Genomic DNA, 25,823 nt, shown 5'->3' on the forward strand with positions numbered 1-25,823 from the left:
ATACTAGACCAGCATGCAGAATCGGCGACGGCGCGCTCGTCCATCGCCGTCGGGGGAGGAATGGATTTGGGCAGGCGACGACAGAGCGCAACCGACGACGGTCGAGGTGGAAACGAGACGCACGAGCAGGCCGCTGGCGAAAGCCGGACGGATCGCCTCAGGATTCGCGCCGCCTGGATGTATTTCGTCGAGCAGATGACGCAGAACGAGATCGCCGACGTGCTTGGCGTCGGCCGCGTCACCATCGTGCGCATGCTGGCCGATGCCCGCTCTCGCAACGAGGTGAAGATCAGCATCGAAAGCGAATTGTCGGAAATCGTGCGGCTGGAGCGCGCGCTGGAAAAGACCTTCGGGCTGCAACAGGCGCTGGTGGCGCCGCTTTCCACGCCCGACGCAGATCCGATACCGGCAATCAGTGCCAAGACCGGCAGCTTCCTGTCTGATACGATGAAATCCGGCATGCGTGTCGGCGTCGGCTGGGGCAGGACGCTGTTCTCAAGCCTGCCCTTCATCAGCGCCAAGTCGCTCACCGACTTCAAGGTCATTTCGCTGCTCGGCGGCGTCGGCGTCGTGCGACGCTACAACCCGGCCGAGTTCGCCTGGCGCTTCGCCCAAATCTTCCAGGGCGACGGCTATCTGATCCCGACGCCGGCCGTCGTCGACAGCGTCGAGACCAAGATCGCGCTGGTCGAGCGCTGCGGCCTGCAGGAGGTTTTTGAAATGGCCAACGTGCTCGATGCCGTCCTGCTGAGCGTCGGCGGCATCGCCTCGGCCACCACCTTCTCTCGCGGCGGCTTTCTCAAGGAAGCGGATCGGGAGGCCCTGCTTGCACGTGGCGCCGTTGGCGACCTTCTGTTCCATTTCTTCGACCGTAATGGCGATCTGGTCGACCATCCCGTCAACAGCCACGTGATGTCGGTGGATGTCGACCGTCTGCGCAAGGCACCGATCCGCATCCTCACCTCCGGCGGTGCGGAGAAGACCGAGGCGCTGCTCGGCGCCATGAACCTGATCGCGCCGACGATCCTGATCACCGACGAGGAAAGCGCGCGGCGCATGCTCGAGGCGGTCAGCGAAAACTGAAGGAATTCGTGATGTAGTCCGGCCAGGCTCTGTGTTCGTCAAAAACAGCGGTGAGATCGGGTGTGTCCGCCAGTATTCCACTCAGCACTAACGCCGTGGCGACGCCAGCACTATTGCCGCCTGATATGTCGTGTTCGACACTGTCGCCGACGCAGACCACGGTGCTCCGGTCCGGCTTGCCGGCCAGTGCGAGGGCTGCGTCGAAAATCGCCGGATAGGGCTTGCCGATGCGGGTGACGCTGCCGCCCAGGCTCTCATAAAGGTCCGCCAGCCGGCCGGCGCCGAAGCGGGGGCCGATGGCCGTCAGCATGATGGTGTCTGGATTGGTGCAGAAGCATGGCACCTGCCGCGCCGCTGCCGGGGCAAGCAGCCTGCGGTAGTGGTCGAGGTCGTAGCGGTCACCCTCGCTGGCCGAGATCAGCACCAGTTCGGCCTCGTCGCCGGCCCCGGTCAGCACAAAAGGCAGACCCTCTATCGCCGAGCGGTCGTTGTCGCGGCTGATCAGCAAGCAGTTCGTGCCGGGCCGCAAGGCCGCGGTCGCCGCCATCTCCCGGAAGGATCGCCACGCCACCTCGCCGGAGGAGACGAAGTGGTCCCAGCTTCCGGCTGCGAAGCCGAGCTTCAGCAGGCGGTCCTCGTTAGGCCTGGCGCGCTTGCCGGAATTGGAAATCAGCACCACGGTCTTGCCGGCGCACTTCAGCGCCGACAAGGCATCCACCGCACCTGGATAGGGGGCCGAGCCGTCATGCAGTACGCCGAACTGGTCGAGCAGGAAGATCTCATAGCGCTCCGCCAGCGGCCCGATGCCGTCGAGGCGTTCGACCCTTTCCGTGCTCATAACAGCCCCGCTTTGCCTGCGCCCATCAAAGCCAGCCGCGCCGTGCCGGCGGCAGCCTCATCGGACAGTGCGGGCAAGAAACGGACCCCGAGCCTGCGCTGCCGGATCTCCGTCCAGGCCGGGTTTGCCGCGCCGCCACCAACGCTCCTGACCGATGTCAGCGCCGGCGCGCCAAGTTCGGCAAGCCTGTGATAGCCGAGCGCTTCGATGGCGGCGATGCCTTCGAACATCGCTTTCAGATAGTCGGCGTCATCCGCCGGCCGTGGTGCAAGCCGAGGCCGTAGCGCCGGATCGGCGATTGGGAAACGTTCGCCGGCCGTGCTGAGCGGATAGTAGTCGAGACCGGTTTCCGTCGTCGGGTCGATTGCTGCACTGAGTTCGATGATGCGTGCGAGCGGGAAATGCCGGGCCAGCACCTTGCCGCCGGAATTCGATGCCCCTCCAGCCAGCCAGGCGTTGCCGAGCCGATGGCTGTAGATGCCGAAACGTGGCTCCGAGATCGGCCGGTCGGACAAGATCTTGACGGTCAGCGACGACCCCAGCGCGGTGACGCCGTCGCCGATGGCCTCAGCGCCGGTCGCCAGAAACGAGGCGCAGCCGTCCGTTGTGCCGGCGACCACGATCACATCGCGCGGCAGGCCGAACAGGTCCGCGGCGGCCGCGGTGAGCGTGCCGGTGACATCGCCTGGTTCGACGACGCGCGGCAGCAATTCCATGCGCAGTCCGGTCGCCGCGATCCAGTCCGGCCAGCGGCGGGCCTCGATGTCGTAGCCTGTCTTCAGGGCATTGTTCTCGTCGCTGAGGTCGAAGCGGCCGGAGAATTTTGCCGAAATCCAATCGGCCTGATGCAGCAGCCTGGCAACGCCGGGCAGGTGTTGGAACCGCAGCGCCTTGGCGAGGCCGGACGTCACCCCAAGTGCCGCGCTCGTCGCCGGCGCCCTGTGAGCGATCGCGGCCAGAATGGTGTCGTCGGCGACCGTGTCGTTGTACATCAGCGGCTCGGCCAGCGGCCGGCCAGCGCCGTCGACCGGCAGCATTGTGCCCGAAGTGCCGTCAACGGCGATCGACCGGACCGTTGCGCGTTCGATGCGCGAAAGCAGTTCCGTCAGCGCCGCGCCGACCGCCGACCACCACCCTGCTGGATCACGGGCGTTCTGTCCAAACCTGTCGATTGGGACGGCAGAATGCGCGGCCATGGAGAAATCCGGGCGCATGGCGACGGCGCGCGCACCGGACGTGCCGATGTCGATGCCTATGGCAAGTGGCTTGTCAGCGGCTGGCTGCATTGAGCTTCTGGCGATACTGCTCGGCGTCCCAGTTGACCAGTTCATCATTCTCCGCGGCGGTGAGATAGTGCAGCCGCGCCGCCGTGTCGATCCGCGCCGTCACGTCGGCGAGGCAGCGTTGCATGGCGTCGGCGCCTGCGCTGGCGTCGCCGCGCATCAGCACGCCAAGCCCGGGAAACAAGATCGCCGCCGGCGCCGCGCCCAGCCGCGCAATGATATCAGTTGCGTCCTCGCCTGGCCTCGCCACGGCGGAGCCCTGGCCGAGGAAGATGACGTGGTCCGGATAGAGGCTGCCGGCCTCCGCCATGCGACGGCTTTGCGGATCGAGCGCAACCGCATGCGCCTCGGCATCCGCCGGCAGTCGGTAGAAGCTGTCGCCGGCAAGCACGGTCAAGGCTGCAATGTCGGGCGCGGCAGCCGCGCGCGCCGGCCGGGCCAGCAGCGATCTGACGCGGCGCAGCAGAAGCTCCGCCTCCGCAACGGTTTCGGCGGCGATGACCAGCCCGTGATTGCCAAGGACCAGCACGTCGACACCAGGCCGAAGTTTCTCGGCAATGCCGCGCGCGAGTGGCAGGCCCGGCCTGAAATAGGGCACATAGGCCCATTCGATCCCTTCGAGCCGCGTGGCGACCTCCGCCTCGCCATCGGCCTGCACGGCAAGCGAGATGGTGTCGACGCAGTGGACATGCACAACCACGCGCTGCGGCATCAAGGCGTGCACCGTGGTCTCGATCGATGGGCGCAAGCCGCGTGGGTTGATTGCCGCAATGGTGAAACCCTGCGGCTGGTCGGCGGCGCGGTCGCGCTGTTCGACGGCCGTGAGCAGCGGCGCCATCGCCACCGGCACCATGATGTCATCGGAGAGCGCATCCTTCAGCCAGGTGCCGGAGGCCTTGATCCATAGCGTGTCGCCGGCTTTCAGCGAGGTGTTGCCGCCCGCCGCCTGGGTCAGATGCGGGTTCTGCCCGATGCTGGCCGAAAGCGCCCGCAGGGCAGCCAGCTCCTGTGCATCAGCTTGGGTCGCCATGGTGCATTCCTCCAACGGCCCGGCCGTTTCTCGCACGAAATCCGGTCGCCGTGATCGATGTTGGCGCTGATATCGCAGATACGAGTGATCTACGTCAACTGTGATCTACTATCATCAAAACATGCTTTGCAATCTGACTGATGTTGAGTAAGTTGCGCCAACTGCCATGGAAAAATGGCATTCGGGAGGAAACAGTTGAGCGACTCCGGCCGCCAGCGTCAGATCGTCGACCTCTTGCGGGATCGGCCCTTCGCCTCGGTGCGCGAGCTGCAGGAGCGGCTCGGCGTTTCGGCGGCAACGGTCAGGCGCGACATCGACAGGATCGATGAAGCCGGCGAAGCGCGGAAGGTTTATGGCGGCATTTCGGCGCTCGATGGGGCTCTGCAGGGCATTGCCTATGCCCGGCCCTATGACGAGAACCGCGACCTCGCGGTCGAGGCCAAGCGGCAGATCGCCAATGTCGCGGCGACCATGGTGCGCGACGGCGATGCGGTTATCGTCCATGGCGGTTCGACCTGCTTCCATCTTGGCGTCAGGCTCGCCGAGCGCAACATCCGCCTCTACACCAACTCGATGCCGCTGGTGGCCTATCTGAGCGATCATGGCCATTGCAGCCTGACGGTTGCCGGCGGCGACCTGCATCGCGAGCCCGGCATCATCCATTCGTTCACGCAGCCCATACCCTTCTATGCCTCGAAATTCTTTGTCGGCGCGCAAGGCCTCGGCCAGGAAGGCGTGCTGGAATCGCATCCGCTGCTGGTGCGCTCGATAGCCGACCTCAGCCTGTGCGCCGACCAGATCGTGGTGCTGGCCGACAGCCGCAAACTGTCGATCCACGCGCGCAACGTCGCGCTGCCGCTTTCCCGCATCGGTACGCTGGTTACCGATGATGGCCTCTCGGACACCGACGCGCGCATGCTGGAGGACGCCGGCGTCATGGTGCGCATCGCGCCTTCCTCGGGAGCCATCCCGTGAAGATCGCCGTCCTCGATTTCGGCAAGACCAATTCGAAGCTGTTCGTCATCGGCCATGACGGGCGCGTTCTCGACGAGCGCCGTACGCAACCGAAATGGGTGCGCCAAAGCGGCTTCAGCGTGCTCGACGAGGCAGCGCTCCACGATTGGGCGCTCAGTGCCGTTGCCGATGCGGTCGACAGCCATGACGTCGAGGGGCTGATGGTGTCCGGCCACGGCTGCACCTTCGCCTTGATCGACGACGCCGCCCTGACGCACCCGATCCTCGACTACGAGCAAGAGCCGCCGGCCGAGATTGCCGCCCAAATCGATCGCCGCATTCCGGATTTTGCCGAGACCTTCTCGCCGCGCCTGCCGCTCGGCTTCAACTACGGCCGCCACATGATGTGGCTGCAGGAGGTCGATCCTGGGGCGTTCGCAGCGTCGATATCGATCCTCGGCTATCCGCAATACTGGAGCTGGCGTTTTGGTGGCCGGGCGGTGTCGGAGGTGTCCTATCTCGGCTGCCACTCGCATCTGTGGGCGCCACGCAGCCAGGATTTCTCCTCGTTAGTCGATGCGCAGGGGTGGCGCGGTCGGATGCCCGCCTTGGAGCGCGCCGGCACTGTGATCGGCGAGCGGCGCCTCGGCGGTGCGGTGGGGCCGATCGCCATCCACAACGGCGTCCATGACTCGAATGCGGCGCTGTATGCCTATCGCCGGCAAGGGCTCGGCCCGCTCACCGTCGTTTCGACCGGCACCTGGGTCATTGTGCTCAATCCCGACTGCCCGCTCGACGCGCTCGACCGGGATCGCGATATGCTGGTCAATGTCGATGTCGACGGCGGCCCTGTACCCACCATCCGCTTCATGGGCGGGCGCGAATTCGCTGTCATCAGCGCCGGCTGGCAAGGCGCGATCGGCCTGTCTTCGATACAGCGGGTGATCAATGCGGGCATCATGGCGCTGCCCAGTTTCGCACCTGGCGGGCCGATTTCAGGTCATTCCGGCCGGCTGACCGGGCGCACGCCCGATGCCGAGGAACGGGCGGCCGTGGCGCTGCTCTATGTCGCCGTGATGGTCGATCTATCGCTCGACCTCATCCATTCGAACAACACCGTGATCGTCGATGGCGGGCTGAACAGCGGCGGCCTGCTGGCCGGGCTGCTGGCGCAGCTGCGTCCCGGCCAGGCCTTCCTGCAGGGCGCCACGCAGGAGGGCAGCGCCACAGGTGCCGCGGCGCTCGCCTTCGAGAGCGTTGGGCGCGAATTTGCCGCCGAGGCGCCGGAGCCGGTGCGCGCTTCGCGTCTGACCGGGTTAGCCGGCTATCGCGACGGCTGGCGCGATCTCGTCGCCGGTCCTGCCATCACCGGCGCGGCAGCGGGTGGCGCACGATGACCGCAACGGCCAGGACGGAGGTGGCGCGCCGACCGGTGCTGGAAATGCGGCACATCTCCAAGACGTTCGGCGCGATCCGAGCCTTGCAGGATGTCTCGCTCAGCGTCCATGCTGGCGAGTTGCACGCACTGATGGGCGAAAACGGCGCCGGCAAATCGACGCTGATGAAGGTGCTGTCTGGCGCCTATCGGCCTGATCCGGGTGGCGAGATCCTGATCGATGGTGTGCCCGCCGTGACCGGTGATCCGATCAAGGCGCGCGCCAGCGGCATTGCCGTCATCTATCAGGAGCTGTCGCTTGCGCCCAATTTGACGGTGGCGCAGAACATCTTCCTTGGCAACGAGCCGCGACGGTTCGGCATCGTCGACCGCGCCCAGTGCACCCGGCGCGCCAACGAGATCATCAAGCGGCTCGGCGTCTCCTTCCCGGCTCGCGCCGCGGTCTCCAGCCTGTCGCTCGGCGAACGCCAGTTGGTCGAGATCGCCCGCGCGCTGTCGACCAGCGCCCGCATCATTGTCATGGACGAGCCGACCACATCGCTGACCTCGCGCGAGACCGACCGGCTGTTCGAGGTCATCGCGACACTGAAGTCGCAGGGCATCGCCATCATCTACATCAGCCACCGCATGGAAGAGATCTACCAGCTTGCCGACCGCGTCAGCGTGCTGCGCGACAGCGGCTATGTCGGCACCCTCGAGCGCGCTGAGCTCAACGCCTCGCGTCTCATGTCGATGATGGTCGGCCGTGACCTATCCGCCTTCTACAAGAAGGATCACCGGCCGCCGGATCAGAAGCGCGCGGTGGCACTGTCGGTGCGCGGCATGTCCGACGGTCGCCTGCTGAAGAACTGTTCTTTCGACCTGCACAAGGGCGAGGTTCTGGCGCTGGCGGGCTTGGTCGGCTCTGGCCGCACCGAGCTTGCGCGGCTGATCTTCGGTGCCGACAGACGCATATCGGGCACGCTGGAATTCGACGGCAAGCCGATAGCCATCGCCTCGCCGCGGCAGGCGCTGGATGCCGGCATCGCCTACCTCACCGAGGACCGCAAGGAGCTCGGCCTGTTCCTCGACATGTCGATTTCCGACAACATCAGCATGGGCGTGCTGGCGAGGGACGCGCGGACAGGCGGCTTGCGCGATTTTTCCGCTGCCGAAAAGCGCGCGGCAAAAGCCATTGCCGATCTCTCGATCCGCACCAGATCGGCGCAGGCCAATGCCGGTTCGCTGTCGGGCGGCAACCAGCAGAAGGTGCTGCTCGCCCGCCTTCTGGAAACCGAGCCGAAGGTCGTCATCCTCGACGAGCCGACCCGTGGTGTCGATGTCGGGGCGAAGTCGGAAATCTACCGGCTGATCGACAATCTGGCCAACAAGGGCATCGCCATCCTGATGATCTCCAGCGAACTGCCGGAGGTGATCGGCGTTGCCGACCGCGTGCTGGTGATGCGCGACGGCACCATTGCCGGCGAGGTGACGGCATCCGAAGGCCAGCCGCTCAGCCAGGAGAAAATCATGGAACTTGCCACGGGAGCGGCCCAGCAATGACCGACAAGTCGATCGGGATCAGCGCAGGCGACCAGGCCACCGGCACGAGCCGGCGGTTGCGCGGCGCCTTTGCCGCCCTTGGCATGCTGCCGGTGCTGATCCTGCTTGCCGCCGGCTTCCAGTTCATGAATCCGCGCTTCATGACCGAGACCAACCTGTTGATCGTCACCCAGCAGTCGTCGATCAACATCGTGCTGGCGGCCGGCATGACCTTCGTCATCCTGACCGGCGGCATCGACCTGTCCGTCGGCGCCATCCTCGCCGCTTCGGCCATGGTGGCGGTGATGGTGTCGCTGGTGCCGGACTGGGGATTGCTCGGCGTGCCGGCGGCCATTCTGGTCGGCCTCGGTTTCGGCCTCATCAATGGGCTGCTCATCGCCTACATCAGGCTGCCGCCCTTCATCGTGACGCTGGGTTCGCTGACGGCCGTGCGCGGCATCGCCCGCCTGCTCGGCCAAGACACGACAGTGTTCAACTCGGACCTGCCGTTCGACTTCATCGGCAACGGGTCGCTGTTCGGCATACCCTGGCTGGTCATCATCGCGCTGTCGGTTGTGGTGCTGTCGTGGCTGGTGCTCAAGCGCAGCGTGCTCGGCACCTGGATCTACGCCGTCGGCGGCAATGCCGAAGCCGCGCGGCTGACCGGCATCAAGGTGCCGCTGGTGCTGCTCTTCGTCTATGGCGTTTCCGGTATGTTGGCCGGCCTCGGCGGCGCCATGTCGGCAGCCCGGCTCTACGCCGCCAACGGGCTGCAGCTCGGGCAGTCCTATGAACTCGATGCCATTGCCGCGGTCATCCTCGGCGGCACCAGCTTTGTCGGCGGTGTCGGCTCGATCTGGGGCACGCTGATCGGCGGTCTGATCATCGCGGTTCTGTCCAACGGGCTCATCTTGGCCGGCGTTTCGGACATCTGGCAGTACATCATCAAGGGATTGGTCATCATCGTGGCGGTCGCCCTCGACCGCTACCGGCTCCAAGCCGGAGTAAGAACGTGAGTGACCTGGTCGCCGGCATCAACGTCCGGCTTGTGTAACGCACCGTGAGAGGCGCGGGGCAATTGGAGGAAGCAAGCTAATGAAGATCATCGCCAAACTGCTCTGCGGCGCCGCACTCGCGTCGCTCGCCATCGCGCCGGCATCGGCCAAGGACCTGAACAAGGTCGGCATCTCGGTCGGCCTGCTCGGCAATCCCTTCTTCGTCGCCACCATCAAGGGCATCGAGGACGCGGCCAAGAAGATCAATCCGAAGGTCGAGGTGACGTCGGTGTCGGCCGACTACGACCTCAACAAGCAGGTCTCGCAGGTCGATTCGTTCATCGCCGCCGGCGTCGACGTGATCATGCTCAATGCGGTCGATGCCAAGGCCATCGCGCCGGCGGTGAAGAAGGCGCAAGCGGCGGGTGTCGTCGTTGCCGCCTTCGACGTCTCGGCGCCGGGCGCCGATGTCACGGTCATGACCAATAACGTCAAGGCGGGCGAAGAGGCCTGCCAGTATCTCGTCGACCACACCAGCGGCAAGGGCGACTACGTCATCCTCAACGGTCCGGCGTCCTCGTCGATCCTGGAGCGGGTGAAGGGCTGCAAGAACGTGCTGGCCCAGCACCCCGACATCAAGATCCTTTCCGACGACCAGAACGCCGAAGGCTCGCGCGACGGCGGCCTGAAAGTGTTCCAGTCGCTGCTCACCCGCTTCGACAAGATCGACGCGGTGTTTGCCATCAACGATCCGACGGCGATCGGCGCCCAGCTTGCGGCCAAGCAGCTCAACCGCTCGGAGTTCATCTTCACCGCCGTCGATGGCGCACCCGATATCGAGAAGGAATTTGCTTCCGGGACTTCGATGATCAAGGCTTCGGCCTCGCAAGACCCTTACGTGATGGCTGGCCAATCGCTGACGATGGCGGCTGAATTGCTTGCCGGCAAGAAGCCGGCGGAGCCGACCGTGCTGCTCGACCCCAAGCTGATCACGGCCGAGAACCTGAAGGACTACAAGGGCTGGACCGCAGCCCGCTGATCGCTTCGACATGGGCGCGGCCGGGTTGACCCGGCCGCGCCCATCCTCATTGCCGCAAACCGGAGACGATCCATGTCGCGCATCGGAATCCATTCTTTCGTCTGGTCGGCGAGCTCGGCACAGGGCGACCTCGAACGGACGCTGGCCAACACCAAAGAGGCCGGTTTCGACCTGATCGAATTCTCCTATCTCGATCCTGCCGATGTCGACATAAGCGGGCTCGCCAGGCGTATCGCCGATCTCAAGCTCGGCGTGGCCATCAGCATCGGACTGCCGGCCGAAGGCGACATATCGAGCGCCGACAAGGCGATTGCCGCGCGCGGGGTGGACATCCTCAACGACACCATCGCGCTGACGCGCGATCTTGGCGGCCAGAAGGTTGGCGGCATCCTCAGCACGGCTCACGGCTTGCAGACACAGGCGCCGACGCGCGATCAATGGAACCGCAGCGCAGGCACCCTTGCCAAGATCGCAGAGACGGCCAAGGCGGCCGGTGTCACGCTCAACCTCGAGATCGTCAACCGCTTCGAAAGCAATCTGCTCAACACCGCCGCGCAAGGATTGGCCTTCATCGAGGACACCGGCTCGGACAACATCTTCCTGCATCTCGACACCTTCCACATGAACGTCGAGGAGGCCGATGTCGGGCTGGCCATCCGCCACGCGGCTGACAAGATCGGCTACGTCCATATCGGCGAAAGCCATCGCGGTTTCCTCGGCACCGGCAATATCGACTTCGCCGCGATCTTCGACGCGCTGGCGGCCGTCGGCTATGCCGACGACATCAGCTTCGAATCCTTCTCGTCGGAAATCGTCGACGAGAACCTGTCGAAGAAAACCGCCATCTGGCGCAATCTCTGGACTGACAACATGGCGCTCGCCCGGCACGCGCGGGCTTTCATCGGCCTCGGGCTGGAGACGGCGCGGCGCAAGGCCGAGCTTGTCTCGGCACGGCACAAACCTTAGCGCTCGCCCGTCGAACCGGAATGCGCGGGCATGCCACGCGTGGTGGCGGCGGCATTGCCCGCGGCTGGGGCATCGGCTATCTGACCGTCCAGGCACCTGACGCCTGAACGACGACCCATCAAACGGAGCCCGAGCCATGACATGCAAGACGATCCTCAAATTCGGCGCCGTCGAAAACGCGGACGCCGGCGATCTCGCTGGCTGGGTCGTGGTCGAGGGCAAGCCGACCATGCAAACCGCGGTTCAGCACACGACCGAGGATGGCAAGGTGATGTCGGGGACATGGCGGGCGACGCCCGGCACCTACCATGCGACCTATACCGACTACGAGTTCGTGCACATGATCGCCGGCCGCATCATCATCACCCCCGACGGCGGCGCACCGGTCGAAGTCGGCCCCGGCGATGCCTTCGTGGTGGAAGCCGATTTCAAGGGAACCTGGAAGATCATCGAGCCGGTGACGAAGCATTTTGTCGTGCGGGTCGGCTGAGGCGTACACGGATCGGATACGCATCATGGAAAAGCCTGCCATGGCTCGCCGTGGTGGGTTTTTCATTGCCGGCGGGTACGCCTCAAGTCTTTGATTTTTCTTGTTGATCTGATCAGTTGTGGTGAAACTGTCTCCGTCTGATATTTTCTCGTAGCAAGCAGAAAACAGCGAATTCCGCGCAAGAACTTTGTGTACGCCAATTTGAGGCGATCATGATGCTCGCAACGACACAACGCCTAAAGGAAAAATGTCGGATCCTTGCGACTGAGCTCCCGAACACAATTCTGAAGAGTGAAGACTGCAGGAATTTTCTTGCCAGAGAGGAATAATTCTACGTGCGGGATACTCGAAGCCTCTGAATTGGCTTATACTTGTGGGTGACATAGGGACGGGGGTCTCTGGTATGATCGATTCAGACGTGTTTGACTTTGTCGAACGCTGCAGAAAGCACACGGGTACCGCGCCGCTGCTTGACGACCTCCTTGATACGGTCAAAAACCTTGGCTTCGAACATCTCATCCTGAGTGGTGTTCCCCTCGGTGGGCAGAAGTTGGCGCCGATGGTTGAACCGAATGGCTGGCCCGCGGGCTGGTTTGAACGTTATGTCGAAGCCGAGCACGCTGCCGTCGACGGGGTCTGCATCTATTCTGCAAAGACCCTGAAGCCGTTTCTTTGGGCTGACGTCCCTGCCAAATGGTCTGATACCGAAGGGTCTCTACGGGTGGCCGGGGAAGCGACGGAGTTTGGCATCTCAAGTGGGTGCGATGATAGCAGCTCATGTCGTCAATGCGCACAACAAGCATCTTTACGAAAACGAATTCGACGAATTTTTGCGCCGACGGCATGACTTTTTCGTGCATCAAAAACGTTGGCGCCCTTCGAGCCCGGATGGGCGCGAGCTAGATCAATTCGATACGGACGCGGCTACCTACCTGTTAGGTATCGAAGACGGTCGTGTAGTGACCTCGGCTCGACTAATCCCAACGAGCGAGCCGCACATGGTTTCGGAGGTCTTTTCTCATCTGTGCGAAAAATCGGGCGTCCCGAGACGCCCCGATTGGGCCGAATGGACACGCACCTTCGTCATTCCTGAGAAACGCTCGACTGGGTTGAGAGGCACACTCACACAGCTGTGCTGCGCGGTCATGGAATACGCGCTCGACGAGGGCCTCAGCGCGGTCGGCGGCGTCCAGGAAACGTACTTCATGCCGCACCATGGAGCTCTGAAGTGGCGGGCCGAACCGCTGGGCATGGCTCGGGAGGAAAACGGCGAATGGTACATCGTCGCATACATCGAGGTGAATGAGGCCGCGCTTGCCAGCGTCCGAAAGATCCTTGGAATCGATCACACCCTGCTCGTTCGCCACGGGAAGCAAATTCCCTTCATGGAAAGCAGCAAAAGGCAGGAGAGATTGATCGAGCTCGGCCCATAGCCGCATTTCGATCGCCAAGATTCCCGAGGGGTCGCGCCGAGATCTTGCCATCCCATATGGCGTCGATCGCTCGAACGCAGTGCCAGCCAATGACATGAGTACCGAGTGTAGGTGGCAAGGCAGCCCGATCAGGGCACGAATTACCTGAATAACAATGGTTCTTTGTCAGTCGCTGAAAGAAAGAGCCATGAGTGGGGCAACAAGTATTGATCCGGCCACTTCCGGAACGCATGGGTTTGATGCTTCTGAAAAACTGACAGCTGGAACAGCAAAGGCACTGCGCCAAGCGGGGTTTCGCTTTGCCATCCGTTATCTTTCGCGAAAATCAACGCCGCCGGACACCGACCTGACGGCCGACGAGCTCGACGTGATCCTCGATGCCGACCTCGGGTTGATGGCGGTGCAGCACGTCGCAAAGTCCGGCTGGGACCCCTCAGAGGAACTCGGGATCGCCTATGGGCGAAACGCTGCAGCACATGCGCAATCCGTCGGCCTGCCGGTCGGATCGAGTGTGTGGGTGGATCTCGAGGAAGTCGACAACAAGGCAGCGGCGGACGACGTCATCGCGTACTGCAATGCTTGGTTCAAGGAAGTGGAAGCCGCAGGCTACACCAGCGGCGTCTATGTGGGCAGCAACTGCAATCTAACCGGCGACCAGCTTTATTGGCAGCTCAAGACCAAGCGTTACTGGAAGTCTGGCAGCAATGTGCCGGACATCCCGCAGCGTGGTTATTGTATGGTGCAGCACATCATCAAGAACGACGCTGTCGGAGGCGTATCGATCTGCCGCGACGTGACTTCGGTTGATGCGTTCGGCAACGCGCCAATGATGGCTGTGCGCGGTGCGGCTGACCTTGCGATGGTGGCGATGGCGGCGCCTGCTGCTGCGGCCGGGCTCATCGACCGGGAGGAAGAAGAGGCCGTATTGCGTTCGCTGGCAGCAGGGAACTTCCTCGCCGAGCCGATGGATGCACTCATCAAATTCCGCAATAAGCGGGGCGCCCCCAACTCCGCCCGCTACTGGGCGATTGCCAATTTCAACCTCAGATCCAGCGAACCGCGGCTCTTCGTCTTCGACGTGAGGAACGAGACGGTACAGGCCTATCTCTGCGCCCACGGCAAAGGCTCGGAGGGGCCGACGGACGACGGCTACGCCAACGTCTTCTCGAATGTTGTCGGATCGAACTGCACGTCGCTCGGGGTCTATAGCTGCGCCGAAACGTACGAAGGCAAGCATGGTTACTCGATGCGGCTCGACGGGCTTGAACCCACCAACTCACACGCCCGGGCACGAGCTGTGGTGGTGCATGGCGCCGACTACGTTTCCCCGCAGTTCATCCAGCAAACTGGTCGCATCGGCCGCAGTGACGGATGCCTTGTGGTTGAGAACCGCTACGTCACCGAAGTGGTGAGCGCGCTCACCGGCGGTTCGCTGGTGATTGCCTGGCACACCGGCGGCTGAGCCGAGACGAGGGAGGCTACCCAATGTTGACCGCTACCCAGAAGCTCATCTGCGAGCGTGTGATCAACGTCTATGAGACTGGCACGGTGGAAGGAAGGTACGGCGCCATCAGCATCTATCACGATGGCCCTCACGGCATCCGACAGATCACATTTGGCCGCTCGCAGACGACCGAGTACGGCAATCTCAAGGAACTGGTTCAGATGTACGTGGAAGAGGGCGGCACGTTTTCCGCGGCCCTCGCTTCTTATGTCGATCGCATTGGCATTGTGGCGTTGGTTGACGACGCCAGTTTTAAGGATCTGCTCCGGCGCGCCGGCAACGAGGATCCGGCAATGCGGCAGGCGCAGGACGCGTTCTTCGATCGTCGCTACTTCCAACCAGCACTTGACTGGGCAGGCTCGCACGGCTTCACTTTGGCCCTTTCGACCCTGGTGATCTACGACTCCTTCATCCATAGCGGCGGCATCCTGAAACTGCTGCGCGCGCGTTTTCCCGAGAAGCCCCCTGCCGCCGGCGGTGATGAGAAAACCTGGATCAAGCAGTATGTCGATGTGCGCAACGACTGGCTGGCCAACAACCAGAACCCGGACGTTCGTCCCAGCGCCTACCGGACGAAGGATTTTCAGCGCGAGGTGGCAAAGGGCAATTGGGACCTCGCCATGCTGCCGTATATTGCAAACGGTACGCCAGTCGATGCATCACATCCGCCGGTAGGCACCGTCGATGTCGTGCCCTTTTTGGGGACGCCAGCGGGTGATGAAGAGGTGTGGAGTGAGCTCGAACCGCTCGGCGGACTCGCGATCGCTTCCGCGGCAGCAGTGTCTTCAGATACTGCGGCTACGCTCGCCCAGCGCATTCTCGACTCCGACCGGGTCGAATTCGCCCGAGCCCACGCTTCGGGCGTAAATGATCATGCCACGGCGTACTTGAACATCGTCGATACGGCCGCGGGTCGGGCAGCGAGCCGTAGTTCCTATGGGACGGCACCCGGTGGCACGGTGAACCTCGACCCGGCCATGTTGAGGGGCCTCCTGACGCTCGCCGAAGACTACACCTTTTCGGTGTCCGAGCTCTGTGGCGGCAGCCACAATACCAACTCACGGCACTATGCGGGTTGTACAGCCGATATCAATACCATCAACGGCCAGCACATAAGTGCCGTCCATCCGGATGTCGTCGCGTTCCAGCAGCGCTGCCGGGACCTGGGCGCAACGGAAGTGTTGGGACCGGGCAAACCGGGCCACGCAACGCACGTGCATGCGGGCTGGCCGAGACCGTGACCTGATCGCAACGCCTCGCCCAAGGGCCCAAACGCCAAGAAGGACGCAATGGACAATATTTACAAGCTCTTCCGGCTACTGCCGGTCGTCGTTGGGGCCGCGCTTGCGATTGGGCTGCTCGTTTTCTACCTCCGCAGCGTACAGAGCCTGGACACCAATGTGGCCTGGGCGGCAGCGGGTATCTGTGCGGTGACATTCGCAGTGGTTGCAATCTTGCGGTTTGGCCTCGGCTCGCTCGGTTCGACGGATGTGGCGGCCCCGGTGGCCGATGACGTGGTGACGCGCCAGAGGATCGCGCCATTGGTCATTGGCATCGGGACAAGCGGGATTGCCGCGATCGCGCTTGCGGCAATCGTCGCCGTCAACACAAAGGACACCGACGGTAAGTATGTGATCGGCGTGTTCTCGTCCGTCTTGCCGGTATTCGCGACCTGGGTCGGTGCTGTCATTGCGTTCTATTTCAGCAATGAGAGCTTCCGAATCGCGGCGCAGGCCGCCGGCGCCCCAGGGATGACCGCCGACAACGGTGCTCTGACCGGGCCTGCGCGAATGATCCCTTATGAGAAGATCACGAAGATTGAGCTTCCATCGACATTGGACAAAAGTGCCATCGCCGATGCCAACGCACTCGGCATGGACAAGGTACGAGCGCTCTTCGGCGACACTATTTCCCGGATTATCGTCTTCGATGCCAAGCGGCGCGCTATCTACGTGCTGCGCAAGAAACTGGACGACACGAGTGCGAAGACCGTGGCCGACTACATGGCCATCAAACAAAACACAGCCGACGCCAAGAACTTCCGGATCCTGCCGTTGTCTGCAACCGTGGCCGACGGCGTCCGCACCCTCGAGCTCTACAAGACCCTAGACATCTTCATCACCGACCACGGTGCCGCCGACGAGCCGGTGACCGGCTGGGTGCCAGACGACAAGCTCGCCTGATTGGCCGATCAGCCGGCCCAAACGTCGCATTGACCCGGCCGGGCATCGGCGGTCTCTTTAAGATCGATCGCAGCGTGAAATGATTGATCGAGGAGACAACAGATGCATCGACGCGGTTTTCTGGCGGCGGGTCTTGCAACGATTCTTGTGAGTGAGCGTGCCATCGCCCAGATGAAGATGGACGACATGCCCGGCATGGATATGGGCGGCCACGCAGGCCACGACATGGGCTCCGCGCCGCAAGGCGCGGCTGTCCTGCCAGAAGGAGAAGCACTTCGCGAATTGCCCCTGCTGGCGAACGAAGCCAGCACGCCTGGCCTGTTCAAGGCGAAGCTGACGGCCCAGTCCGCCACCGTGCGTTTTGCCGAAGGGCTGGAAACACCGATCCTCGGCTACAACGGCACCAGCCCCGGGCCGCTGATCGAGGCGGTCGAGGGCGACCGGGTCGAGATCACCTTCGCCAACCGGATTGCGAACGAGGCAAGCACCATCCACTGGCATGGCATGCCGGTGCCCGCCGACCAGGACGGCAATCCGATGGACCCCGTCGCGACGGGCACCGATCGCACCTACAGCTTCGACCTGCCGGAAGGCAGTGCCGGCTCCTACTGGTATCACCCACATGCGCACGGCAAGACAGCCGAGCAGGTCTATCGCGGCCTTGCCGGCGCGTTCGTCGTCAAACCGAAGGTCGATCCGATCCCGACCTCCTATGGCGACACCGTGCTGGTGTTCACCGATCTGCGGCTTGCGACCGATGGCACCTTGCCGGACAACACGATGACGGACCTGATGAACGGGCGCGTCGGTGACCATGTGCTGGTCAACGGACAGAAGAATCCCGCACTGACGGTCCCCTTCGGCACGAAGCGGCGCTTCCGCTTCTACAATGCGACCAACGCGCGCTTTTTGCGGCTCGCCTTCGATGGCGCGGCCATGACGATCATCGGAACGGACGGCGGTCTGCTGGAGGCGCCAGTCGCAGCCGACGACATCCTGCTTAGCCCGGCGGAACGGCTTGAACTGATTGTCTCCTTCGAGAAGCCCGGCCGCGCGACATTAAACACGCTCGACTACGATCGCGGCTGGATGGGTGCTGGACGTCCTGCCGATGCCGGCCTGACGCTCTTCACGGTCAATGTTTCGGAGACGCCGGCCGAGCCGGTCCCGCCACTGCCCGACAGGCTGCGGCCAATCGCGCTCCTCGGCGCTCCTGCCGTCAGCCGGCGCTTCGTGTTCACCGAAACCATGGCCATGAACGCCAGCGGCATGGAGATGGGGTTCCTCATCAACGGCGCCGCCTTTGATATGAACCGCGTCGACATCGTCGCCAAGGCAGGCGAGGTCGAGCTTTGGGAGATCGTCAACAAGGCCGACATGGACCATCCATTCCATGTGCATGGGACGCAGTTCCAGGTGGTCGAGCACGAACGCGACGGCAGGGCCTCGAAGCCGGCGTATCTGGCCTGGAAGGACACCGTCAACGTCGCGCGCGGCGAGACGGTGCGGCTCTTGCTGCGCCAGGACCGGCCGGGGCCGCGCATGTACCACTGCCACATCCTCGAGCATGAGCAACTCGGCATGATGGGCATGGTCGACGTGCGGGCATAGGCCGAGGTGGCGGCGCTCTGCCGGTCTCATCGGAGGTGGTGCTCGCCGGCCTGATCGTATCGGGTCGCGGTGATCCGGCACTGCTCCTTGCGGTCGCCACGATCGGCAACACGCTCGGCTCCGTGGTGAACTGGAGTCTGGGACGTAGCATCGATACGCTCCGGACCAGGCGCTGGTTTCCTGTAAGTCCAGAGCGCTATGAGCAGGCAAGCCGGACGTTCCGACGGTTTGGCGAGTGGACGCTGCTCTTTGCCTGGCTGCCGGTTATCGGAGATGCTTTTACCCTTGCCGCGGGCGCGGCACGTGTGCACCTCGCGGTCTTCCTTGCTCTTGTCGCCATAGGCAAGGCCGCGCGCTATGCGGTGATCGTCGCGGGAGGATTATGGGCGATTGCGTGAGCTGCCGGCCTCGTCGTCGACCGCAAGCTGCGCTTCCCGCGACGCGATGTGCGGCCGTCCAAAGAACATGGTGCGCATGACACCATCGCGAAGCAGTATGAAATGCACAAATGCAGCCAGGATGTGAGCGCCGACAAATCCGAGCATGATCCAGACCAGCTTTGCATGGACGAACGCGAAAGCCCTTGCCGGCAGCGCGCCGACGGATGGCGCCAGCGGGACAGGCAAGTTTCCGAAAAGCCGTGCGGGAGGCATGAAAGGCATTGGCCGGTAGCCCAGCCATCCGGTTGTCAGGACGGCAAGGATCATGACGTAGAGAAACACATGGAAGAACGAAGTCGCAAACCGCAAGAGCCGTGAGGTGTGCCTGGCAGGGGCCTGGGTGAAGTTGCGCCAGCAAAGCCTGAGGACAATGATGGCAAGGATCGTCACCCCGATCGACATGTGGAGCGGAAGCCAGTTCATCGCCGCCATCCCCGGCCCGTTCATCGGTCCGAAGGCAACGGCTATTTGCGCCGCGAGCGCGAGCACGGTCAACCAATGCAGCAGGCGAATGCCGAAATGCCAGCGCGAGCGAGGATTCTCTCTCACCTCTCAGGCCCGGCAGTCATCGAACGCATGCGAAGCCGTGATGTTTTTCGTCCTCTCCAGCGGACAAAACCTCGCAAGAAAATATGGCGGTTCTTCGCTGGTGCTTGAAAAGAATGGTGAACCGAGCGGAGTCCCGTGCGATCGATATCGCTCATGCATCGTGGCAGGAGATTGCTAACACCATCCAAAATCACGCCGCCGAGCGGGTGCCCCACTTTAGCTAGAGCACGTCCGGTTTAATCTGGGTCATAACCTGCGGCCTTGAAGTAGTTCTGGCATTCGGCTGGGGTGAAGAGGTCGACGAGCGATCCGACGGCGGTCCACAGGGCTGTGATTGTCCTCTCGGCTTTGGCCCGCATAAGAGCCTTGAGTTTTGAGAAGGCGTTTTCGATCGGATTGAAGTCGGGGCTGTAGGGCGGCAGGAACATGAGCCTCGCGCCGGTCGTCTCGATTGCATCGCGAACGCCGGCGGCCTTGTGGGCGGGAAGGTTGTCCATCACGACGATGTCGCCCTCCGACAGGGTCGGGACCAGCACCTGCTCGACATAGGCCAGGAATACGTTGCCGTTCATGGCGCCGTCATAGACGAACGGGGCGGTCATGCCCGTCAGCCGCAGTGCGCCGGTGAAGGTGGTGGTTTTCCAATGGCCGTGCGGCACGCCCGCCCGGCAACGCTCACCGCATGGCGCACGGCCCCGCAGCCGGGCCATCTTGGTCGATAGTCCAGTTTCATCGATGAACACCAGCTTTGCCGGATCGAGGTCGAGTTGGCCGTCGAACCACGCACGACGGCGCTTCAGGATGTCGGGACGATCCTGCTCCAGTGCATGTGCGGACTTTTTTTGAACGTCCAGCCGTGCCGGCCAAGCCAGGCGCTTAAGGCGCTGCGACTGATCCGAGCCGATCGCTCGACCGCCAGCCGCTCTACCATCTCGTTCAGCGTGATGTCCTTGCGCTCATCGATCAACCCCACGATGAAGGCTTTATGCGCATCGAGGCTGGACGCGCGTCGACGGCCTTGCGGCCGCGGCGTCCGCTCGCCGATCTTCGCCCGTGCGATCCACCGGATTGCACTCGATATGCCGACGCCGAACCGCGCCGCCGCCTGCCGGGCAGACATGCCCGCGTCCGAAGCCTTCAAGACCCGCGATCGAAGATCGTCGCTCAGTGCTCTTCCCATCATCCACCTCATCAAAGTGGATGTTGAATCACCCGCGAAGCCCGACGTCACATCACAATCGATTCATTGATCGCGGGACGTGCTCTAGAACGTTGGTCAGTTCGATCCTGGCTGAACAGAAAGGCATCTTTCGCCGAGGTGGGTCCGGGGCGTATGCGGGTGGTGGCTACCGCATTCGAGTGGAATACCCCGCTCGCTCGGTTAGAGAATGATGTCGCCGCTGGCAATTCCGTAAATGCCAACGAGGCAACCAATTGCTGCAGCCGCCAACACTATCCATTCCACTCCGACCAACACTGGCATTTTCTGCTCCCGTCTGACCTGGACATAGAGCAGCGTACCGGGTGCGTAGAGAATGGATGACAGCAATAGAAATTTCAGGCCGCCTGCGTAGATCATGAACGCAACATACAATGTGGCAATACCGGCCACGATCAGGTCGCGGGATCGCTGTGCCGCTTCGGTGCCATAGGTCTCTCGGCGCCAGGCGAGAAGGAAGCCGTACCCGGCCACGAGCAGGTAAGGTATCAATACCATGGCACTGCTGAGCTTCACCATGAGCGCGAACGCATCTTGCGAGAAAAGCGTGCTTATAAGGAAAGCTTGAATGATCATATTGGTCAGCCACAGCGCGGCGGCCGGGACGTTGTTGCGATTTTCACGCGCAAAAATCCTTGGCATGTCGCCGCTCTTTGCGGCCGCGAACAGCACCTCGACGCAGATCAACGACCAGGCGAGATAAGCGCCGAGCAACGATACGATCAGTCCCACGCTGACGAAAACGGCGCCCCAATGACCAACGACGGCCTCCAGCACCGCCGCCATTGAGGGTTGCCGCAATCCGGCGATTTCCGCCTGCGGAAGTACGGCATAAGGCAGGAGCGTCACCAGGACCAGTAGGAACAGCACGCTGATGAAGCCAAAGATCGTCGCTCGTCCGACGTCGGCGCGGTCCTTCGCATAGCGAGAATAGACGCTTGCTCCCTCAATCCCGATGAACACAAAGATTGTGACCAGCATCGTCGCTCGAATCTGCTCGAAGAGACCGCTTCGCGATGCCAGCTCTCCGCCCCATAGGTTGGTGACGAAGATGTTCGCGTTGGACGTTCCGGCTAGAATCAAAATGAAGACAAGAATGGGAATAACTTTTGCGACCGTGACAACGGTGTTGATGAAGGCAGCTTCCCTGATCCCGCGCAGGATCGTGAAGTGGAACAGCCAGAGCGCGATCGACGAGACCACCACTGCCGGGACCGTGTCGCCGTTGCCGAAAACCGGGAAGAACGCGCCGAGCGTCGACTTGATCAGAACCCAGTATGAGACGTCGGCAATGCAGGCAACCAGCCAATAGCCAAACGCGGAGAGAAAACCGGCGTAGTCTCCGAAGCCGGCTTTTGCGTAGGAAAAGATGCCGGCATCGAGTTCGGGCTTGCGCTCCGCAAGCGCCTGAAAGACCAGGGCCAATGTATACATCCCGGTCCCGGCGATACACCAGGCGATGATGGCGCCGATCGGTCCGGTGGCGGCGCCAAAGGTGCGCGGCAGCGCAAATATGCCGGCGCCGATCATCGATCCGACAACCATCGCCGTCAGCGCGGCGAGAGAAAGCTTCTGCGAGGTCTGGGATGCCATGGCCGCGTCTCGAGTCGGTCGTCAACTGCACAAGCGAAATCCGTCCGTGGAGCCGATCCGGCAGGTCGCTGCACTGGTCGACCACTCCGATGCTGCATCGGAGAAAGTCACAAGTCCAGCAGATGTAACTCCGCCGCGCGGTGTATTGCGTCGAAGCTCCGAAATAGAGACGTGGTGCATAGCCATGAGATTCTCAGCTAATCTCACGTCCAAAACGAAAGCATAGGATTTAGCCGCGCAGAGGTTGCGGCCCACTTGTTGGCTCACGGACTGATGATCTCAAATCGCTCTGGAGAGACACGTGACAAGTAAGTCCGAGCAGAAGCTTTCGCTCTTCGCGCTGACCGGGATGGTCGTTGGATCGATGATCGGGGCCGGCATCTTCAATCTGCCCGGCAGGTTCGCCACCGCGACAGGCCCGTTCGGCGCCATCATCGCCTGGGCGATAGCCGGAACCGGCATGTACATGCTGGCCCGAGTATTCCAGGCACTGGCCGAGAAGAGACCTGATATCGATTCCGGCGTCTTCGCCTATGCCAAGGCGGGATTCGGCGACTATATGGGCTTCCTCTCGGCGTTCGGCTATTGGCTCGGGAGCTGCCTCGGAAACGTCTTCTACTGGGTGCTGATCGGATCGACGCTCGGGCGCTTCTTCCCGGGGGTTTTCGGGGATGGCAGCACCGCGATCGCGATCATCGTCTCGCTGGTCGGCATCTGGGCCTTCCATTTCATGATCCTGCGTGGCGTCGAACAGGCCACCTTCATCAACAGCGTCGTGACGGTCGCCAAGATCGTACCGATCATCGTGGCGATTATAGTCACGGCGGTCGCGTTCAACTACACGCAATTCTCCGAGAACTTCCTCGGCGGCGTGGGCATGCCGGAAAAGACCCTGGTGGCGCAGGTGCGCGACACCATGCTGATCACCGTTTTCGTCTTCCTCGGTATCGAGGGGGCGAGCGTGTACTCGCGCTTCGCCCAGAAGCGTTCGGATGTCGGCACCGCCACCATTCTGGGTTTTGTCGGCGTCACCGGCCTGATGGTGGCCGTCACCCTTCTGCCCTACGCCACGGCTCCTCGTGCGGCCATCGCCGGGGTCGTGCAGCCCTCGCTTGCAGGCGCGCTCGAACTGGTTGTGGGACATTGGGGCGCGGTGTTCATTTCCATCGGCGTGCTGGTGTCAGTGCTCGGCGCCTATCTCGCCTGGTCGCTGATCTGCGCCGAGGTGCTGTTCGCGGCGGCGAAGTCGCAGGACATGCCGAAGCTTTTCGCGGCGCAGAACGGCAACCGGGTTCCCGCCAACGCGCTTTGGCTGACCAATATCGTCGTCTCGCTATTCGTCATCTCAACCTACTGGTCGCGTGACGCGTTCAACTTCATGCTCGACATGACAAGCGTGACGGCGCTGCTGCCCTACCTGCTGGTCGCGGGCTATGGCGTGCTGATCGCCCGCCGCGGCGAGGGATACCAGACCACGCCCGGCGAACGCGGGCGCGACCAGTTGTTTGCCTGGATCGCCGTCGTCTACACGCTCATCATGTTTGTGGCCGCCGGCCTGAAATACGTGCTGCTGGTGGCGGTGCTCTTGGTGCCGGGAACAATCCTCTACCTCTGGGCGCGGCGCGAACAGAACGCGCGGTTCTTCACATCGGTCGAACTTATCATCTTCGCCGTCACCTTGGTCGCTGGCCTCGCCGGTTTCGTCGGCCTGCTGACCGGCGCCATTACACCTTGACGAGAAAGGCACAAGCCATGGCGATGGAAACGAAATTCGGCGTGCATTCCGAAGTCGGCCAGCTTCGCAAGGTCATGGTCTGCGCGCCAGGCCGCGCCCATCAGCGCCTGACGCCCAGCAACTGCGACGCGCTTTTGTTCGATGATGTGCTCTGGGTCGACAACGCAAGACGCGATCATTTCGATTTCATGACCAAGATGCGCGACCGTGGTGTCGAGGTGGTGGAGATGCATAACCTCCTCGCCGAGACCGTCGCCGTCCCCGAGGCGAAGAAATGGATCCTCGACAATCAGGTGGTGCCGAACCAGGTCGGCCTCGGCCTCGTCGACGAGGTGCGCTCCTATCTGGAGGGGCTCTCCAACCGCGATCTGGCGGAGACGCTGATCGGTGGCCTCTCGACGCACGAATTCCCCGAATCCATCGGCGGCGAACAGCTCGAGCTGATCCGTGACGCGGCCGGGGTGAACGAGTATCTACTGCCGCCGCTGCCGAACACGCTCTACACCCGCGACACCACCTGCTGGATCTATGGCGGCGTCACGCAGAACCCGCTCTACTGGCCGGCGCGGCATGAGGAGACCATCCTCACCACCTCGATCTACAAGTTCCACCCCGACTTCGCCGGCAAGGTGAATGTGTGGTGGGGCGACCCGACCAAGGATTGGGGGCTTGCCACGCTCGAAGGCGGCGACGTCATGCCGATCGGCAAGGGCAATGTGCTGATCGGCATGAGCGAGCGCACCTCGCGCCAGGCCATCAGCCAGCTCGCGGCGGCGCTGTTCGAGAAGGGCGCGGCCGAGCGCGTCATCGTCGCGGCGATGCCGAAGCTGCGCGCGGCGATGCATCTCGACACGGTGTTCACCTTCGCCGACCGCGACTGCGTGCTGCTCTACCCCGATATCGTCAATGGCATCGAGGCGTTCTCCTACCGGCCGGACGGCAAGGGCGGCGTTGAGCTGCACAAGGACAAGGGCACCTTCGTAGAGACGGTGAGCCAATCGCTCGGCCTCAAGAAGATGCGCGTCGTGGAGACCGGCGGCAACGCCTATATGCGCGAGCGCACACAATGGGATAGCGGCGCCAACCTCGTCTGCGCCTCACCCGGCGTCGTGTACGCCTATGACCGCAACACCTATACAAACACGCTGCTGCGAAAGGAGGGCATCGAGGTCATCACCATCATCGGCGCGGAACTGGGCCGCGGTCGTGGTGGCGGCCATTGCATGACCTGTCCGATAATCCGTGATCCGGTGGACTACTGACGGCAGAGCATTTCCGAGGATCGGAGATGAGTGTCTCTCTGGTTAGGCAATCGACAATGAGCGGCGCTTCCATGAGCGGAACCGATCACCAGCGTCGAGCAGCGTCCCTGCATTCCAAATGGGGATGGTTCTTGGCCTTGGGCATCACCCTGGCATTGGCTGGAGTCCTGGCCGTAGCGCTGCCGGCAGTTTCCACATTCGCGGCGAGTGTTGTCCTTGGAATCGTCCTTTCGCTCGCGGGCATTGTGAAGATGGTTCAATCCCTGCGAGTCAAGGAATGGAGCGGGTTCATCTGGCAAGAGCTGACGGGCGCGGTCGAGCTGGTCGGCGGTATCCTGATATATTTCAACCCCTTCAAGGGCGCTCTCGCGATCACGCTTCTGATCGCCTTGGTGTTTCTGGTCCAGGGCATTTTACAAGTCGCGCTGGCGTTCCGGGTGCGCGATCAAGATGGTTGGCAGTGGTTCGCGATATCGGGCCTGGTCGCGCTGGCCGCCAGTGCGACGCTCGCATTGAAGTTGCCCTATACCAGCATTTACACACCGGGCACGGTTGCCGGCATTTCTCTCCTGGTCGCCGGCGGCGCCTACATCGCCATTGCCCTGACGATGCGCAAGGCCCGGTCATGAAGAGGCCGCGCGAAACATCCGAGCGATATCGTTCGGTTGACAGGCGGCGATGGATCACTCGCGTCTCCTG

General features: G+C 62.8%; 23 protein-coding genes and 1 pseudogene. 18 read left to right on the forward strand and 6 right to left on the reverse strand.

Features of this window, described 5'->3' with window-relative positions:
* Positions 1 to 66: 66 nt before the first annotated feature.
* Entirely contained in the window at positions 67 to 1,083 is a 1,017-nt protein-coding gene (locus tag ACFSQT_RS10615) for a sugar-binding transcriptional regulator (RefSeq protein ID WP_379018285.1), read from the forward strand.
* Here ACFSQT_RS10615 and ACFSQT_RS10620 read toward each other — a convergent pair.
* Genes ACFSQT_RS10620 through ACFSQT_RS10630 form a run of 3 tightly spaced genes read right to left on the reverse strand, consistent with a single transcriptional unit; the run spans position 1,070 to position 4,234 of the window.
* A complete protein-coding gene (locus ACFSQT_RS10620) occupies positions 1,070 to 1,921 on the reverse strand; it encodes a TIGR01459 family HAD-type hydrolase (protein WP_379018287.1) in 852 nt (283 codons plus the stop codon). The two genes, ACFSQT_RS10615 and ACFSQT_RS10620, sit on opposite strands and share 14 nt — an antisense overlap.
* On the reverse strand, positions 1,918 to 3,207 hold the full coding sequence (locus ACFSQT_RS10625) for an FGGY-family carbohydrate kinase (protein ID WP_379018289.1): 1,290 nt from the start codon (positions 3,205 to 3,207) through the stop codon (positions 1,918 to 1,920). Before ACFSQT_RS10625 ends, ACFSQT_RS10620 begins: the two co-directional genes overlap by 4 nt.
* Positions 3,191 to 4,234, reverse strand: a complete 1,044-nt coding sequence (locus tag ACFSQT_RS10630; RefSeq protein ID WP_379018291.1) for a class II aldolase/adducin family protein — start codon at positions 4,232 to 4,234, stop codon at positions 3,191 to 3,193. The genes ACFSQT_RS10625 and ACFSQT_RS10630 overlap by 17 nt, the downstream gene beginning before the upstream one ends.
* A gap of 195 nt (positions 4,235 to 4,429) precedes the next feature.
* On the opposite strand from ACFSQT_RS10630, the gene ACFSQT_RS10635 reads away from it, so the two are divergent.
* From ACFSQT_RS10635 to ACFSQT_RS10700, 14 genes and pseudogenes are all read left to right on the forward strand, one after another.
* Positions 4,430 to 5,209 carry a DeoR/GlpR family DNA-binding transcription regulator gene (locus ACFSQT_RS10635; RefSeq protein WP_379018293.1) on the forward strand — a complete coding sequence of 260 codons (780 nt, stop codon included), beginning with the start codon at positions 4,430 to 4,432 and terminating at the stop codon, positions 5,207 to 5,209.
* Positions 5,206 to 6,585 carry an FGGY-family carbohydrate kinase gene (locus tag ACFSQT_RS10640; RefSeq protein ID WP_379018295.1) on the forward strand — a complete coding sequence of 460 codons (1,380 nt, stop codon included), beginning with the start codon at positions 5,206 to 5,208 and terminating at the stop codon, positions 6,583 to 6,585. The genes ACFSQT_RS10635 and ACFSQT_RS10640 overlap by 4 nt, the downstream gene beginning before the upstream one ends.
* Positions 6,582 to 8,126: a sugar ABC transporter ATP-binding protein gene (locus ACFSQT_RS10645; protein ID WP_379018297.1), complete on the forward strand. Its 1,545-nt coding sequence runs from the start codon at positions 6,582 to 6,584 to the stop codon at positions 8,124 to 8,126. The genes ACFSQT_RS10640 and ACFSQT_RS10645 overlap by 4 nt, the downstream gene beginning before the upstream one ends.
* A complete protein-coding gene (locus tag ACFSQT_RS10650) occupies positions 8,123 to 9,121 on the forward strand; it encodes an ABC transporter permease subunit (RefSeq protein ID WP_379018299.1) in 999 nt (332 codons plus the stop codon). Before ACFSQT_RS10645 ends, ACFSQT_RS10650 begins: the two co-directional genes overlap by 4 nt.
* Before the next feature lie 79 nt (positions 9,122 to 9,200).
* The gene (locus tag ACFSQT_RS10655) at positions 9,201 to 10,139 is read left to right on the forward strand and encodes an ABC transporter substrate-binding protein (protein WP_379018301.1); all 939 of its coding nucleotides are present in this window, start codon (positions 9,201 to 9,203) and stop codon (positions 10,137 to 10,139) included.
* 72 nt (positions 10,140 to 10,211) lie between these two features.
* Positions 10,212 to 11,105 carry a sugar phosphate isomerase/epimerase family protein gene (locus tag ACFSQT_RS10660; protein WP_379018303.1) on the forward strand — a complete coding sequence of 298 codons (894 nt, stop codon included), beginning with the start codon at positions 10,212 to 10,214 and terminating at the stop codon, positions 11,103 to 11,105.
* Between the two features lie 136 nt (positions 11,106 to 11,241).
* Complete coding sequence (locus tag ACFSQT_RS10665) at positions 11,242 to 11,595, forward strand: cupin domain-containing protein (protein ID WP_379018305.1); 354 nt, start codon at positions 11,242 to 11,244, stop codon at positions 11,593 to 11,595.
* A 403-nt stretch (positions 11,596 to 11,998) separates the two neighbouring features.
* Positions 11,999 to 12,355 (forward strand): annotated as a pseudogene (locus ACFSQT_RS10670) (autoinducer binding domain-containing protein); the annotation flags it as partial.
* A 4-nt stretch (positions 12,356 to 12,359) separates the two neighbouring features.
* On the forward strand, positions 12,360 to 13,028 hold the full coding sequence (locus tag ACFSQT_RS10675) for an acyl-homoserine-lactone synthase (RefSeq protein WP_379018309.1): 669 nt from the start codon (positions 12,360 to 12,362) through the stop codon (positions 13,026 to 13,028).
* A 187-nt stretch (positions 13,029 to 13,215) separates the two neighbouring features.
* Positions 13,216 to 14,490: a murein L,D-transpeptidase catalytic domain-containing protein gene (locus ACFSQT_RS10680; RefSeq protein ID WP_379018311.1), complete on the forward strand. Its 1,275-nt coding sequence runs from the start codon at positions 13,216 to 13,218 to the stop codon at positions 14,488 to 14,490.
* 23 nt (positions 14,491 to 14,513) lie between these two features.
* On the forward strand, positions 14,514 to 15,773 hold the full coding sequence (locus tag ACFSQT_RS10685; protein WP_379018313.1) for a chitosanase: 1,260 nt from the start codon (positions 14,514 to 14,516) through the stop codon (positions 15,771 to 15,773).
* A gap of 48 nt (positions 15,774 to 15,821) precedes the next feature.
* Complete coding sequence (locus ACFSQT_RS10690) at positions 15,822 to 16,715, forward strand: hypothetical protein (RefSeq protein ID WP_379018315.1); 894 nt, start codon at positions 15,822 to 15,824, stop codon at positions 16,713 to 16,715.
* A 102-nt stretch (positions 16,716 to 16,817) separates the two neighbouring features.
* Positions 16,818 to 18,326: a multicopper oxidase family protein gene (locus ACFSQT_RS10695; RefSeq protein ID WP_379018317.1), complete on the forward strand. Its 1,509-nt coding sequence runs from the start codon at positions 16,818 to 16,820 to the stop codon at positions 18,324 to 18,326.
* A gap of 38 nt (positions 18,327 to 18,364) precedes the next feature.
* Complete coding sequence (locus ACFSQT_RS10700) at positions 18,365 to 18,724, forward strand: YqaA family protein (RefSeq protein WP_379018319.1); 360 nt, start codon at positions 18,365 to 18,367, stop codon at positions 18,722 to 18,724.
* Here ACFSQT_RS10700 and ACFSQT_RS10705 read toward each other — a convergent pair.
* From ACFSQT_RS10705 to ACFSQT_RS10715, 3 genes are all read right to left on the reverse strand, one after another.
* A complete protein-coding gene (locus ACFSQT_RS10705) occupies positions 18,707 to 19,315 on the reverse strand; it encodes a cytochrome b (RefSeq protein WP_379018321.1) in 609 nt (202 codons plus the stop codon). The two genes, ACFSQT_RS10700 and ACFSQT_RS10705, sit on opposite strands and share 18 nt — an antisense overlap.
* A 236-nt stretch (positions 19,316 to 19,551) precedes the next feature.
* Positions 19,552 to 20,495, reverse strand: a protein-coding gene (locus ACFSQT_RS10710) for an IS630 family transposase (RefSeq protein WP_379018015.1) whose coding sequence is annotated in 2 segments (ribosomal slippage) — positions 19,552 to 20,159 and positions 20,159 to 20,495 — 945 coding nt in all. Because the reading frame shifts where the segments join, the coding sequence is not laid out codon by codon here.
* 201 nt (positions 20,496 to 20,696) lie between these two features.
* Positions 20,697 to 22,127 (reverse strand): basic amino acid/polyamine antiporter, encoded by a 1,431-nt coding sequence (locus ACFSQT_RS10715; RefSeq protein ID WP_379018323.1) that lies wholly within the window; start codon positions 22,125 to 22,127, stop codon positions 20,697 to 20,699.
* Positions 22,128 to 22,428: 301 nt separating this feature from the next.
* Here ACFSQT_RS10715 and ACFSQT_RS10720 point away from each other — a divergent pair, with 301 nt between their 5' ends.
* The 3 genes from ACFSQT_RS10720 to ACFSQT_RS10730 are packed head-to-tail and all read left to right on the forward strand — an operon-like array spanning position 22,429 to position 25,753.
* On the forward strand, positions 22,429 to 23,862 hold the full coding sequence (locus tag ACFSQT_RS10720) for a basic amino acid/polyamine antiporter (protein WP_379018325.1): 1,434 nt from the start codon (positions 22,429 to 22,431) through the stop codon (positions 23,860 to 23,862).
* A 23-nt stretch (positions 23,863 to 23,885) separates the two neighbouring features.
* A complete protein-coding gene (locus tag ACFSQT_RS10725) occupies positions 23,886 to 25,124 on the forward strand; it encodes an arginine deiminase (protein ID WP_379018486.1) in 1,239 nt (412 codons plus the stop codon).
* Positions 25,125 to 25,180: 56 nt separating this feature from the next.
* Positions 25,181 to 25,753, forward strand: a complete 573-nt coding sequence (locus ACFSQT_RS10730) for an HdeD family acid-resistance protein (protein WP_379018327.1) — start codon at positions 25,181 to 25,183, stop codon at positions 25,751 to 25,753.
* Positions 25,754 to 25,823: the final 70 nt, after the last annotated feature.

It is taken from the genome of Mesorhizobium calcicola (assembly GCF_042682105.1).
GTDB lineage: Bacteria > Pseudomonadota > Alphaproteobacteria > Rhizobiales > Rhizobiaceae > Mesorhizobium > Mesorhizobium calcicola.

Excerpts from the sequence above, each read along its gene's own strand:
- ACFSQT_RS10620 (WP_379018287.1), bottom strand. The coding sequence starts at position 1,921 with ATGAGCACGGAAAGGGTCGAACGCCTCGACGGCATCGGGCCGCTGGCG.
- ACFSQT_RS10625 (WP_379018289.1), bottom strand. The coding sequence starts at position 3,207 with ATGCAGCCAGCCGCTGACAAGCCACTTGCCATAGGCATCGACATCGGC.
- ACFSQT_RS10630 (WP_379018291.1), bottom strand. The coding sequence starts at position 4,234 with ATGGCGACCCAAGCTGATGCACAGGAGCTGGCTGCCCTGCGGGCGCTT.
- ACFSQT_RS10645 (WP_379018297.1), top strand. The coding sequence starts at position 6,582 with ATGACCGCAACGGCCAGGACGGAGGTGGCGCGCCGACCGGTGCTGGAA.
- ACFSQT_RS10650 (WP_379018299.1), top strand. The coding sequence starts at position 8,123 with ATGACCGACAAGTCGATCGGGATCAGCGCAGGCGACCAGGCCACCGGC.
- ACFSQT_RS10655 (WP_379018301.1), top strand. The coding sequence starts at position 9,201 with ATGAAGATCATCGCCAAACTGCTCTGCGGCGCCGCACTCGCGTCGCTC.
- ACFSQT_RS10660 (WP_379018303.1), top strand. The coding sequence starts at position 10,212 with ATGTCGCGCATCGGAATCCATTCTTTCGTCTGGTCGGCGAGCTCGGCA.
- ACFSQT_RS10665 (WP_379018305.1), top strand. The coding sequence starts at position 11,242 with ATGACATGCAAGACGATCCTCAAATTCGGCGCCGTCGAAAACGCGGAC.
- ACFSQT_RS10675 (WP_379018309.1), top strand. The coding sequence starts at position 12,360 with ATGATAGCAGCTCATGTCGTCAATGCGCACAACAAGCATCTTTACGAA.
- ACFSQT_RS10680 (WP_379018311.1), top strand. The coding sequence starts at position 13,216 with ATGAGTGGGGCAACAAGTATTGATCCGGCCACTTCCGGAACGCATGGG.
- ACFSQT_RS10685 (WP_379018313.1), top strand. The coding sequence starts at position 14,514 with ATGTTGACCGCTACCCAGAAGCTCATCTGCGAGCGTGTGATCAACGTC.
- ACFSQT_RS10690 (WP_379018315.1), top strand. The coding sequence starts at position 15,822 with ATGGACAATATTTACAAGCTCTTCCGGCTACTGCCGGTCGTCGTTGGG.
- ACFSQT_RS10695 (WP_379018317.1), top strand. The coding sequence starts at position 16,818 with ATGCATCGACGCGGTTTTCTGGCGGCGGGTCTTGCAACGATTCTTGTG.
- ACFSQT_RS10715 (WP_379018323.1), bottom strand. The coding sequence starts at position 22,127 with ATGGCATCCCAGACCTCGCAGAAGCTTTCTCTCGCCGCGCTGACGGCG.
- ACFSQT_RS10725 (WP_379018486.1), top strand. The coding sequence starts at position 23,886 with ATGGAAACGAAATTCGGCGTGCATTCCGAAGTCGGCCAGCTTCGCAAG.
- ACFSQT_RS10730 (WP_379018327.1), top strand. The coding sequence starts at position 25,181 with ATGAGCGGCGCTTCCATGAGCGGAACCGATCACCAGCGTCGAGCAGCG.